11 protein-coding genes are annotated in these 13,157 nt (G+C 35.3%); 5 read left to right on the top strand and 6 right to left on the bottom strand.

What is annotated here, in order from left to right; translation table 11 throughout:
• Window positions 1-43 precede the first annotated feature (43 nt).
• The 4 genes from ACW8TM_RS07295 to ACW8TM_RS07280 all read left to right on the top strand — a co-directional run bounded on the left by ACW8TM_RS07295 (window position 44) and on the right by ACW8TM_RS07280 (window position 6,605).
• Window positions 44-2,293, top strand: coding sequence for an NADH-quinone oxidoreductase subunit 5 family protein (locus ACW8TM_RS07295; RefSeq protein ID WP_491532630.1), 2,250 nt, complete (start codon window positions 44-46; stop codon window positions 2,291-2,293).
• Window positions 2,294-2,527: 234 nt separating this feature from the next.
• Window positions 2,528-3,568 (top strand): RNA 3'-terminal phosphate cyclase, encoded by a 1,041-nt coding sequence (gene rtcA, locus ACW8TM_RS07290; protein WP_491532629.1) that lies wholly within the window; start codon window positions 2,528-2,530, stop codon window positions 3,566-3,568.
• A 10-nt stretch (window positions 3,569-3,578) separates the two neighbouring features.
• Window positions 3,579-5,009, top strand: a complete 1,431-nt coding sequence (locus tag ACW8TM_RS07285) for a ribonuclease FAU-1 family protein (protein ID WP_491532628.1) — start codon at window positions 3,579-3,581, stop codon at window positions 5,007-5,009.
• 102 nt (window positions 5,010-5,111) lie between these two features.
• On the top strand, window positions 5,112-6,605 hold the full coding sequence (locus tag ACW8TM_RS07280) for a complex I subunit 4 family protein (RefSeq protein WP_491532627.1): 1,494 nt from the start codon (window positions 5,112-5,114) through the stop codon (window positions 6,603-6,605).
• Here ACW8TM_RS07280 and ACW8TM_RS07275 read toward each other — a convergent pair.
• The 3 genes from ACW8TM_RS07275 to ACW8TM_RS07265 form a co-directional block, all read right to left on the bottom strand.
• Window positions 6,588-7,115 (bottom strand): hypothetical protein, encoded by a 528-nt coding sequence (locus tag ACW8TM_RS07275; protein WP_491532626.1) that lies wholly within the window; start codon window positions 7,113-7,115, stop codon window positions 6,588-6,590. The two genes, ACW8TM_RS07280 and ACW8TM_RS07275, sit on opposite strands and share 18 nt — an antisense overlap.
• A gap of 29 nt (window positions 7,116-7,144) precedes the next feature.
• A complete protein-coding gene (gene speD / locus ACW8TM_RS07270; RefSeq protein WP_491532625.1) occupies window positions 7,145-7,504 on the bottom strand; it encodes an adenosylmethionine decarboxylase in 360 nt (119 codons plus the stop codon).
• Between the two features lie 150 nt (window positions 7,505-7,654).
• On the bottom strand, window positions 7,655-8,302 hold the full coding sequence (locus ACW8TM_RS07265) for a hypothetical protein (RefSeq protein WP_491532624.1): 648 nt from the start codon (window positions 8,300-8,302) through the stop codon (window positions 7,655-7,657).
• A 302-nt stretch (window positions 8,303-8,604) separates the two neighbouring features.
• On the opposite strand from ACW8TM_RS07265, the gene ACW8TM_RS07260 reads away from it, so the two are divergent.
• A complete protein-coding gene (locus tag ACW8TM_RS07260; RefSeq protein WP_491532623.1) occupies window positions 8,605-9,990 on the top strand; it encodes a hypothetical protein in 1,386 nt (461 codons plus the stop codon).
• Here the strand turns inward: ACW8TM_RS07260 and cofE are convergent.
• From cofE to ACW8TM_RS07245, 3 genes are read right to left on the bottom strand one after another with little or no spacing between them, the layout of a single operon-like run.
• Window positions 9,979-10,752, bottom strand: a complete 774-nt coding sequence (gene cofE / locus ACW8TM_RS07255; RefSeq protein WP_491532622.1) for a coenzyme F420-0:L-glutamate ligase — start codon at window positions 10,750-10,752, stop codon at window positions 9,979-9,981. The genes ACW8TM_RS07260 and cofE overlap by 12 nt on opposite strands.
• Window positions 10,730-12,325, bottom strand: coding sequence for a hypothetical protein (locus ACW8TM_RS07250; protein WP_491532621.1), 1,596 nt, complete (start codon window positions 12,323-12,325; stop codon window positions 10,730-10,732). The genes cofE and ACW8TM_RS07250 overlap by 23 nt, the downstream gene beginning before the upstream one ends.
• Complete coding sequence (locus tag ACW8TM_RS07245) at window positions 12,315-13,103, bottom strand: tRNA (adenine-N1)-methyltransferase (protein ID WP_491532620.1); 789 nt, start codon at window positions 13,101-13,103, stop codon at window positions 12,315-12,317. The genes ACW8TM_RS07250 and ACW8TM_RS07245 overlap by 11 nt, the downstream gene beginning before the upstream one ends.
• Between the last annotated feature and the right edge of the window lie 54 nt (window positions 13,104-13,157).

Below are 13,157 nucleotides of genomic sequence, written 5' to 3'. Positions count from 1 at the left end.
CTGATATCCATGTAGTTAGTGGCTGTGATTGGGGGTATAATGATTGATTCCCTATTCTCCATGGCTGTGCTGGCTGATACCAATAATAGGTGCCTTCTCAATGCCTCTTATGGCAAAGATTAATGAAAAAGCTAGAGATTACATAGCAGTTCTAACCGGATTTCTAGCTGCAGTTATGGCAGCTTCCATGATTCCACCAGTTATTAACGGTGAGATATTCATCCCCGGCAAAGGTATGGTTCCCATACCAGCTGACTGGAGACTTGAGTGGATGATTGTTCCTGGAGTTAAGATTGATGTAGGTGTTCTTGTAGATCCGTTAAGTGTCTTGATGGCTAATGTTGTTGCCTGGATTTCATCTCTAATCCTAGTTTATAGCTTAGGTTATATGCATGGTGAGAAGGGTTTGACTAGATACTGGTTCTTTATGAACTTCTTTATTGGAAATATGCTTCTTCTAGTCATGTCGGACAATATTCTTCAAATGCTCTTCGGATGGGAGGGCGTGGGTGTATGTAGCTATCAGCTTATTGGTTTCTGGTATAGTGACAAGCGTGAAAAATGGGTTGGGAATATTCCTCCATCTCATGCTGGTATGAAGGCTTTTATTATGACTAGGGCAGGAGATGTAGCTTTAATGATTGCAAGTTTCATAATTTTTACTCAGGCTGGAACCTTTAATTTTATGGAGCTTCAAAAAAATCATGAATGGATAGTTGAGTTGGCTAAGCTCGGACTACTCATACCTGTTGCGATAATCATGTTTGGTGGTCCAATAGGTAAGTCTGCTCAATTTCCATTACATGAATGGCTTCCAGAGGCTATGGCTGGCCCCACTTCTGTTTCAGCCTTAATACATGCGGCGACAATGGTTAAGGCTGGAGTATACTTTACTGCTAGGGTTTTTCCAATTTTCACTGAAAGTTTTAGATTAGCTGTTGAGGGAGTTCACGATGGTGTTCAAAGCGTAATACTTGCTGCTCAAAATCAATTCTTCTTGACCGTTGCGTGGATTGGGGCATTTACAGCTTTTCTAGCTGCTTCTCAAGCAATGGTTGCTAGAGAGTTAAAGAAAGTTTTAGCTTACTCAACTGTTTCACAGATAGGCTATATGATGCTTGGTCTTGGTGCTGGTGGCTTGGCTGGAGAGTATGCAGCTTATGGTTATGTAGCTGGTGTTTTCCATTTAATGAGCCATGCAATATTTAAAGCATTACTGTTTATGGCTGCAGGATCTGTATTACATGAATGTGAAACACCTGACATGTTTAAAATGGGTGGAATAAGAAGAGAGATGCCTATAACCTTTATATGCATGTTAATTGGAGCTCTATCTCTCTCCGGTATCCCTCCATTAAGTGGATTCTGGAGCAAAGAGGCAATTTTTGGAGCTTGCTTTAAGTCTGGTCAATATGCGTTGCTTGCCTTAGCAGCTATAACTGCTGCAATGACTTTCTTTTACAGTATAAGGATGATAAGTATAACATTTCTTGGTAAGAAGAGTCACCATTTAGAGGAGCTTGAACATCATGGTCATCATATACATGAGGTTCCTCCGGTAATGTGGGTTCCATATGCAATATTAGCGATTGCAACCATTGCTATTGGGGCTATGGGCCTAGAATTTGAGCATATGCTACATGAGTTTCTTGAACCATCAATACATCCTCATCATAACCATAAATTAAAGACCATATTTACACTTGCAGGGGCTGCTAAGGCTCCAGCTGGAATACCTGTACAACTTATAACTCTTGCTTTAACAGCTTCAATGCTACTCCTTGGTGGAGTACCTGGATATTTAATGTATGTCTCAAAGAAAGTTGATCCTGAAAGATTTGTTAATAAATATGGTTTGAAGCCAATCTATAGCTTCCTCCGGAATAGATGGTATATGAATCCAACTTACTATAAAGTATTCGTTTATTCATTAATCGATCTAAGTGTAATTCTCTTCAGAAAGCTTGAAAGAGCAGTAATTGATAGAATGAATTATAGGGTTGCTAATGGAATTATGAGTTTAAGTCAAGGGCTATTTAGAGGTTTAGAACAAGCTGTAATTGATAGGATAAATTATGTTGTTGCAAATGCAACTATAAGAGCAAGTTTAAGCTTGTTCAGGGATTTGGAGATTAGAATAATTGATGGTGGAAATTATGCGATTGCAAGAGCTACAGTGTTCTTCTCAAACATGTTTAGGAGGATACAGACCGGAATATTGTCCTATAATATGCTTGGTATTACTGTGGGCCTCTTGGCCATTGGCGCTCTACTAATTCTATTAGGGCTATGAAGATACCATAATCATTGTACCTTTAAGCTCAGTCTAAGTTGATAATCCTAATTTCTTTGACACCATCCTCTTCCTAACTTCACTTAGCGTTTGTATGATATTCACCTACTTTTGTTATTTGTTTCAAAAAAATTAAGAGGAAAAAAGCGAATTGACTTATAGGGTAGACGTAAAATCTAAGGAGGAGTAGTTTCAAGTGTTACTAGTTTCTTGCCTTTATTTATGGTGGGGTTAATGATAGAAGTTAATGGGTCTATTGGAAGTGGCAGTGGTACAGTCTTACGCTTATCATTGTTTTTGTCAGCTGTTTTAAATGAGGATCTGCACATTTTCAATATTAGAGCGAAGCGTAAACCTTCAGGTTTAAAGCCTCAACATCTTAAAGCTGTTTTGATTGCAGCAAGGCTATGTAATGCTCATGTTGAAGGAGCTTTTCTGGGTTCAGATGAACTTTACTTTAAGCCTAAGGGTGTCCGGGGAGGAAAGTTTACCATTGAAATTGGAACTGCTGGAAGTATTCCGATGATTATTTTAACTGTTCTCCCAATATGCATTCTAGCTGACAACTCAGTTGAGATCGACATTATAAAAGGAGGGACAGATGTTCACTTCTCTCCTACTATAAATTATATAAAACATGTTCTATTGCCAGTTTTGAGGAAATTTAATGTTGATGCTTCAGTTGAAGTGTTAAAGTATGGGTATTATCCTAAGGGGATGGGATGGGTCACCCTAAGAGTTTTTCCAGCAGATAGACTTAAATCAGTATGCCTTGACCGAAGAGGTAGACTTGATTATATTAGAGGTATTTCTGTATGTACTTTTCTCAAGGAGAGACGAGTTGCTGATCGTCAAGCTAAATCTGCACTAAATTTATTGAGGTCTGAAGGTATCAATGTAGATGTCAATATTGATGTGGTCTATGACTTCTCAAATCCCTTTCAGAAAGGTAGCTCTTTAACTTTATGGGCTGAGTTTAATGGGGGATGTAGATTAGGGTCAGATGCTATTGGAGCCCTTAGAAAGCCTAGTGAAAAAGTTGGTAGAGAAGCCGCTAAGAAGCTTTTAGTCGAGTTAGCTTCTAATTCAACTGTGGATATTCATTTAGCGGATATGCTGATTCCATATATGGTGTTGGCTAAAGGCTCCTCTTCTTTTCTAGTTAGAACTGTAACTGAGCATCTTTCAACTAATATTAGATTGATGAGGATGTTTCTTGGTGTTAATTTCAAAGTTACTAAGATAAACGGTGTCTTCAAAGTTGAATGTTCCTAGAGGTGATGGAATGTATAGAGTGAGGATTAGAGGGATCTATGCTACTGCATTAACTAAGATTTTTTTAGATGAAAATTTTGAAATTGTTCAGCCTTCAATTGTGATTGAAAAGAGATTCAATTTGTATGATTCACCGAAACCTTATGATGTTGATATTTATGATAGAATGGATAAGCAAGGTGTAAATATTTTGTGTTTACCTGAAATTAAAAACTCTATAGTCTCCATTCTTCATAGCAGATTGATAGATGCAATTATTAGATACTGGAAACCTCAAGTTAACGCTATATACAAGGGGGTGGTCAGAGAGATTGACAAGTCTAGAGGAATATGTTATGTGGAGATAGAGCCTAAGGTCTTTGGAATTTTAAAGGATAGTAGTGTTTCTATTGGCAACGAAATTATTGTTCAAGTTGATAGAGAACATCTGGGTGGTAGATATGCTTTCTTATCAACAGACATTAAGATTCCTGGTAACTATGCAATTTTGATACCTAAGGAGACTGTTAAGATTAGTAGAAAAATTAAGGATCCCGATAAACGTTCATTTCTGATGAAGCTTGGTCAAGAGTTAAAGCCTAGAGGTTGGGGTATTATTTGGAGGTCGGCTGCTCTTTCAGTTTCTAGGGAGGAATTAAGAGATGAGATTTCAAGACTCCTTGATAAATATAACTCATTTGTTAACAAGGCTAGTAGTGTTAACGCTCCATCTATTTTAATGAATGGATTAAATTTCTTAGATGTCGAATTTCCATCTGAATCTAAGAGAGTTCTCGATGATATTCGTAGTAGGGTGTCCCCAACAATACCTGGCCATCATTATTTGAAGTCATTTAACATTGAACTCTCAACCCTAGTGGATATGGCTGAATCACTTCTAAGAAAAGGTTCTAGTGTTGAAGAGGTGATGAAGCGTTTTAATCAGATATTATCTACTAATCTACCTCAAGAGGATGATGAAATCTCAATTAAACATGTAAAATTAGATGGAAAGATTATAAACATTGGACCTGCGAGAATTGAATATTTCGATGAGTCTACTGGTGCTATTGAGTTAAAACGTGTTATTACTAGTCCTGGTGTTTATGATGGATTAAATATTAAGAAGTCTCCAGGTGATTATGCTATAACAAGAGCTATGATTGGAGGATGGTTTTTAGAAACTAAATATTTCTCCAGTAGTGGTGAGTTTAAAGGTGTATATATTAATATTAATACGCCAATAGAAATTTATTCGAATTTTATTCGATATGTCGATTTAGAGGTTGATGTCTGTGTTGATTATAAGGGTAATGTTTCTATTCTGGATAGAGATAAATTATATGAAGCATTTAGGATGAATATAGTTTCTGAAAATTTATTTAGGAAGACTGATGAAATAGTTAAATTCATTCTTGATGAAAGAATTCCTAGTATTCTAGCTAATGGAAGTCGATTTTAATTTTCACAGATATGTATGATCTGTTGTAGCATAAATGTTTTATATATTTAGTATAGACTGCATAATGCAATTGATTGACGCTGAATTTGGGAGGGTTATCTCATGACGGGTCCAATAAGTCTCCTCATTCAAATCTTAGTTATACCCTTAATTTTCGTTCCAATAGTCTATTTTTCTAGTAAACGTCTTGGCTGGAAAACTGGTTGGCTTGCATTTATTCCATTGGCTTACACTACTCTCATTACGTTATATCTAATAGATTATGTTTCGAAGAATGGAACGGTTTTTGGGGTTTGGCCACTTGCTCCATCTGTAGGTTTAAACTTTGGATTAATGGCTGATGGTTTAAGTACACCTATACTGTTCACTATAGCATTGCTTTGTACTGTCGTAGCAATTTACTCGATGCCCTATATGGAACATAAATTGGGTGAGCATGGATCTGGTCATGGAGCTTATTATGCATTGTATCTATTATATGCGGTGGGTATGCTTGGCACTGCTATGGCAACTAACTTAATACAATTTTACTTCTTCTGGGAATTAATGCTTGTTCCTTCATGGGCTTTAATTAACATTTGGGGTTATGGTGAAAGAGAGAAAATTGCCTTGAAATACTTCATATATACTCACATTGGTGCATTATCTTTATTGGCAGGTATCTTAGCTGTCTATGCGGCTTTTGGAACCTTTGACATACCTGTATTATTATCACTAGTTCATGAGGGACCGCATTCACCAGAACTTCTACGATGGATTGTATTGGCAATGTTTCTTGGATTTGCAGTGAAAATGGCAGTTGTCCCATTACATACATGGCTTCCAGATGCACACGCAGAAGCACCTACACCGATCAGTGCTCTTTTATCTCCTGCAATGATTGGACTTGGAGGCTACGCCTTAGTTAGATTAGCTTTCGCTGTATTCCCTGAAGTCTTTGAACAATTCAGCTTGATCTTTAGTGTCTTAGCTTTAATTACAATGGTTTATGGTGGTGTTATGGCTTTAGCTCAAGATGATATAAAGAGGTTGTTAGCATATTCAAGTGTTTCTCAGATGGGATATCTTTTGTTCGGAATTGCTAGCAGTTATCCTCAGGGAATCAGTGGCTCAATGTTTCATTATGTTAGTCATGGTACCTGCAAAGCTATTCTATTCATGATGGCCGGTGCTATTATACTTGAAACTCACGGTATACGGAGTATAAAGAAACTTGGGGGCTTAGCTAGTAAAATGCCCCTTACCGCCATCTTTACATTAATAGGCTTCCTGGGTATTGCTGGTACACCGCCCCTAAATGGTTTTCAGAGTGAATGGCTGATTTTTACTGGTGCATTTGCTGGAGCTATTGAGGCTCATGATACAGCTCGTTTAATCATAACTATTGTTGCATTGATAGGTACTGTTTTAACTGCTGGATATGCCTTATGGACTATTAGAAGAATATTCTTTGGACCTTTACCAGAGCATTTAAATGAAGTTCATGAAGCTCCATTACTTGTAACTGTTCCAATGCTTATCTTAGCATTTGCCACTGTAATTTTAGGAATTTATCCTACACCATTACTGAGGCTTCTCTCAATGTTCTTTGGCTAACAATTTTCTCCTTAATATCAATGGTTTTATGTTTAGTGTTTCTAATTTTACTCCTGCTGTATGGAGATTTCTTAGTGTCCAGATGGTTGCAACTCCTTGAATTTCTCCTTTCTCCCTATATATTGATCTCCATTTTAAGCTTGTCAGTTTGCTTCTACTTTTATATGAAATTTTCTGAATGTTTTCTGCCCTCACGATGTCAACGATTTCTCCACTTCTAATTTCAAAGCTACCAATAATTTCTCTTTTTGTTGCATGAACTTTTATTCTCCCTTCAATTTCTGGGAAAAAGTTTTTTCCATTAAAGTATTCAGTCATTATTGTTGGGAAATTTCTTGCTATTGCTATTAGGAGAAATTTTCTGAAAACATTTAATGACATTATGCCATCGATTTTAAAGAGTGTTTCTCTCTTTATTCTTTCAATGTCTCTCTCGCTTAGACATTTGTCACAAATTACTTCTTCACTTTCTTTTCCACAATAAACACATCTATTCTTCTCTGTATTCAACTGCTTTCCTCCCTATCTATTGTATGTTGTTAACTTGATCTATCTGCAAAATATTTTGTGTATTTCTTTGGTTTCAATTTTTCTATTATATAGTTGAAGGCAGCTTCAGTGTCTGTATCTCCACACGTGTATACATCAACTGTTGCATAATTATGGTTTGGCCATGCATGAATGGCTATGTGGGATTCCATTATTATTGCTATGGCTGCAACATAATCTTCAACATTGTAGGATTCCACTTGACATAGAGTTGCCTTTGCTACTTTAACTGCTTCTATTACAACTTCTCTGATATATTCATGGCTACTTAAGAGTTCCTTCGGACAGCCATAGAGGCTTCCATATATATGACGGCCTATCGCCCTCCCAACCAAGATTTGAGTGTACATTTCACCTAGTCTTTTTTAAAGATTAAAACTTACTTAAAAAGCTTTCTACTCGGAAAATTTTCATTTTAATTGATTTTCTCACTTTATTTCTCAGTTTTTTCTTTTTTCTTCTAATCGTTTTTGAGTTATTTTTCTCTTCTCTTCTTATTTTTAATTTTTTTGAAAATTAGCTCGCCAATTTTCATTTTCTCTTCTTTTTTGTTTCTTTTTTGAGCTAAATCGCTTATTTAGGCTCTTTTCCATAGTGGATGGAAATGTGTCTTTAATGGTTTTGTTATTGATTTTAAGGTGAATTAATGATATATAGAATGTTAATAGATATGCTATGCTCAGTGATATTGAAATACTTTGATATTGGAGGTAGTTGACACCTAGAATCGATCTACCTATAAATAGTATTGAAAGATCATTTGTTAAGTTTAAAAGTAGCATTGAGAAAGTGAATATTGGATATAGGTTGCTTATTCCCTCCATTTTTTCATACTTCTTACTTGATGTTGATTTAAAGCACACGGCACTTAAGGCTAAGGACATTAACCACACTATTATATAGAGAGTTGCATAAATTGCATTGACTACTAATGACCAAGTAATGGTTTCTAATAGATTTCTCGTAAATATCCACTTTACAGCTGGATTTTCTTCAATTATTTTTCCTGAATGTACTCCAATTATTGTTATTGTTGAAATTATAAGTAAAATGTCGAAGTATATTATCCAGAGTAATAATGCTTTCTCTAAGTTTTGACTTATAGCTTTAAATGCTATTTTTATGTGTTTTCTTTCCTTGGAAAGCATTTTCTTGAGTCCTTAAATACCTTTTAATTCTCAAAATTAAGGGACTGAAATTAGTATTAAAATTTCACTATCAGTGTTTGTTCTTTCAATGATTTTATTTGCTTTACTATTTGTTACAAGTAATCTGTTTGTTTTAATTGTATTATTACTTTTCATGTTTGTGTTGAAAATTTTGGATTTTGACTTGGTTTTTCTTCTTATAGGTGTTTATTTACTTAGTTTGGTTGTCGGCTTATCTTTGAATCCTCCGTGGTAGATGAAATTTATTTGGATATTGTTCCATTTTATTTAATAGGGTAGTTATGGCTTCTATAAGACTATTTGGTACCTCTGGTGTACGTGGTGAGATTAACAAGTTTTTGACTCCTAATTTAGTTTTCAAACTTTCAAGAGCTTTTGCAATTTTTATTGGAGGATCTGGAACTGTTGCTGTAGGTAGGGATGTGCGCTTACATTCACGTATGTTGTTTGAGACATGTATTGCTGGTTTATTGTCTTGTGGAATAGATGTTATTGATTGCGGTATCTTACCAACACCTGCACTTCTTCAAGTTACTAGGAGTTTTAATTTAGATGGAGCAATTATGATTACAGCTAGTCATGTTCCACCTGAATTTGGAGGAATACTTTTCTTTCTTGGAGATACTGCGGAATTGACTAGAGAGGAGGGTAAGGTCTTAGAATCCTTAATTTCTAAGGATTTGAATGGGCTATCTTTTAATCCTGGTGAAGTTGTTAAAATTGATGAATATGATATTCTTGAAATTTATTACAGATCTATAATTCAACTTATAGATGTTAATCGTGTTAGGGGTTTAGGATGTAGAATAGTTTTGGATTTATGTAATAGTGCTCAATCTCTTTATCTTCCATTTATTGCTAGAGAGTTTGGTTGTGAAGTTTTATGTGTAAATGATTTTCCTAGTGGATATTTTCCTGGACGTGGACCTGATTTGCATCCTGATTTACTTGGAATGACTTCGCGGCTAACTAGTATGGTGGAAGCTGACTTCGCCTTAGCTACTGATGGTGATGGTGATAGATGTCTCTTTGTTGATGAGTTAGGTAGAGTGTTATGGGGTGATGTTGTTGGTTGTCTTTTTGCTCGTGAAGAATTATCGTGTAGGGGTGGTGGAGTTATTGTTTGTCCTATAAATACATCAAATCTTGTTTTACATGTTATAAGGGAGTTTAATGGCGAGGTCATTTTTACAAGGATTGGACCTCCTGAAATTGCTTCCTCGATTAAGTCTCTAGATAAGGTTGTTTTTGCTTTTGAGGAATCTGGGAAGTATATTTGGCCTGAAAATATGCTTTATGGTGATCCTGCACTAGCGCTTGGAAAGATGTTGGAGATTTTAATTAAATATGACTGCTTAAGTAAGGCTATAGAGATGTTTCCAAGTTTCCATCAAGTCAAATATAAGGTTTCATGTCCTGAAGGGATTAAGGATAAAGTTTTAGACTATGTTAAATCTAGACTTGATAACCTTAATTTTAGGGAGATTATCAATATTGATGGTTTAAAAATTGTTTTTGATGATGATAGTTGGCTTTTGTTAAGACCTTCAGGGACAGAACCTGTATTTAGAATTTTTAGTGAAAGTTTAGATGCAGATTGTGCTGAAGAACTTGCTTCCCTCGGCTTAAATATGGTTAGGGAAGCTATAAGGAAGTTATCTAAATAGATCTTTTTCTTCTGGATAGATTAGTTCTTGAGCTGTTCCATCTCCTCTTGGATAATCATATCCTCTGATTATGACAACTGGTATTCCATCAGCCTTACCCATTGCTAGTTCTGCTGCAGCTGCTAATTCATCAGCAATTGCCATCTGAGTTACTCTTAGAGTATATCCGAACATATCTGATCGTCCAATATACTCCTTTATTGGTTTCATTCCTGCTACTCCTATTGCAAAGTTAACATGTCCTCTTCTCCAAGCTCTACCAAATGTATCTGAAATTATAATTGCAACTTTTTTACCTGTCAATTCTTCTATGCGTTTCATAATTTTTCTAGCTGAAGCATCTGGATCTTTTGGCAGTAGTGATACTATCTCTTTCTCACCCATTACATTTGATTTATCAATACCTGCATTTGCACATACAAATCCATGTCTAGTTTCCATGATTAAGTGTCTTCCCTTCATTTTTACAATTTTATTGCTTTCTTGAAAAATCAACTCTACTAGTCTAGGATCTTTCCCTGTTAATTCACCTACTCTTTGTGCAAATATTGATGGTGTTACTGTGTTAAGATTTACAAGTCTTCCTTCAGCCTTAGCAACAATTTTACTGGCAATTACAATTACGTCTCCATCTTTAATGTCTAGTTGTTGTTTTTTGGCTACATTGCATATTATTTCTCCTATGTCATCTCCTTCCTTTATTATTGGGATACCCTTTAAGCCTATAATTTTTATTTCATTATAATTCCATTTCTTCTTCATATTTAATCCTCCTTAAAACTAGTAATATGATTGCTACTAAAGTTATTATTGTTAATGTTAGAGAGGTTCTCGCTATTGTTTCACCAATTGATGCTTTAATTATGGCTGCTTTTAAATCACCTTGTTCAAGTGCGATTTCAGCTTGTTCAATCAATTTTCTAGCTATGAATAGCCATGGTTGAGCAATGGGTAATTGCTCTTTTATGATTTGCATTCCTCTTCTTATTGCTTCTTGTACTATATATACGTCAACTATTATGAATCCCCATTTAGCAAACTTTGATGATAGGTCTATTTTCGAGCATGAGCTCAAATAGTGTATTAGGGTGTCTATTGTAGTAATATTTCCAAGTCCCTTTATTTTATTGAAGAAGCATTTATAGAATTCAATTTCACCATTGTTTTCTGCTATTTCCTTTACTACCATGTATGATGCTGCATAGTATGCTATGATGTTTTTTTCTTGCTTTCCCGGACGCCATTTCTGCACGAAGCCGAAGTTAGGTCTAAGTGTTTCTGCTAATTCTTCAAGTTTTTCCCTCTTACTTTCAGCTCCCATCCATCCAGCCTTTAAGGTTAATTCATAGCTGATATATTCTGCTAAGCCCTCATGAAACCAGAGTATGTTTGGTGAAATTCCAGCGGCCCAAACAAATTGATGTACTAGTTCATGTATAGCAATTTGTTCCCAGTATCCTACTGCTGTTCTTACAAAGAATAAATTTAAGTTTATTTCACCTAGATGTGTTCCATTAAATGGTATGAAGCCTGCAATCCATAGGTCTTCCAGTGTGGGGGCGAAGAATTTTATATTTACATTGGTTAGGTTCACTGCGAAAATTTCTGTCATATTTCTATATACCTTTTTATAGGCTTCTAATAGTCTCTCAGCTAAGTTAACGTATCTTATTGGTGTTTTAACTTGAAATATTCCTTCTTTTACTATTGTTTCTTCTAGGGGTTTATCTGTTATGTATTCTATGGCTATTCTTACCATGTTTGCTTCCAATTTAAATTCAACTTCAATGTAATCGTTGTATTCTGAGATAGCTTCAGGTTGAGGTGCCATGGCTTCTTTTTTTAGTTTTGCTGATTTCGGGAATCTCACATAGACTATTGCTTTATCTTTCGGATTGAATCCAATTTGAGGTGAGTAGAAGAAGGCTTTTGGTTCGACAATTATGGATCCATAATTCATATTGTATGAAATTAGGAGTTTGAATCCATTAATACCAGCATAGTTGAATGTGAAGTTATTATAAAATACATATTTTTCTCCTGTTGATGTGTATGCGTTACTTATGCTATAGTCTGTAATTTCTCCCATTATAACTTCATACTTCCATGGTGTGAAGTTTTTGGGTACTAACACCCATGATGAACCCTTGTTTTCGAATGTTGTATATTCAATTTCTATGTGAGCTACTCCTTCATCGTCAACTGTTATTGTATAAATGTAGGTTCCTCCATTTTTTCCATTTAGCGATAATATATTTTTGCCCAGAACTAATGTTGTGGAAGTTGATACTAACAGGTATGCTAATAGGAGGAGTATTTTAACTTTAGTCTTCATGTTTCTCCCTCAGCTTTTTTCTTGCAAATACAATATAGCCTGTATGTCCAATCATGCGGGATTCTGGTCTTGTTCCACTTGGACTTACCATTATTTTTCTCATTAAACATTCCATGCATTCTATTGCTATAAAATCGTTTTCCTTTAAAGCTTCTACAGTCTTTATTACCTGTTCAATTGTTGGACTAAAACTTATGAAGGTTCCCCAATCTGCAAGGGCTTTATAGGCGTGAGGCACTACAAGCCATGGTGTTGCTAGGTCTAGGAAAATTGCATCCACATTTTTTTCATCTATTCCCTCCGTTATATCCTTCAATTTTAATTCAACATATTGAATTAATCCTGATTTTTCTAAGTTTTTCTTCGCATTTAATAGGAAGTCTTCTCGAATTTCATAGCTGTATACTTTGCCAGTTGGCCTTACATAGTATGCAAGTGCGCTTGTGAGTGCTCCTGTTCCTGTTCCTGCTTCTATGACTATACTTCCTGGACCTATGCCACTATAGAAAATCATTAGTGCAATGTCTTTAGGATAGATTATTTGGGTTTTTCTTGTATATTTGAGAATGTAATCTCTAATTGTTGGTTTGAGTATAATAAAATCAGTGTTCAAGTGACTTCTAACTGTTTCTCCATATCTTTTCCCTATAAGGTTGCTAAGATCAATATATCCTCTATGTGTGTGTAGCATATTGTTTTGCTTCACTTTTACTAGATATGTTCTTCTTTTTGTTAAGTATAGTAGAACGTTATCATTTTCTTTAATGTAAGACTTCATTTTGACTTCACCATTTTACTTCTAAATATGAAACCGTGAAGTTTCAGGCTATAA

This window comes from Candidatus Culexmicrobium sp. (assembly GCF_058356305.1).
This window is presented reverse-complemented; position numbering and strand designations above follow the sequence as displayed.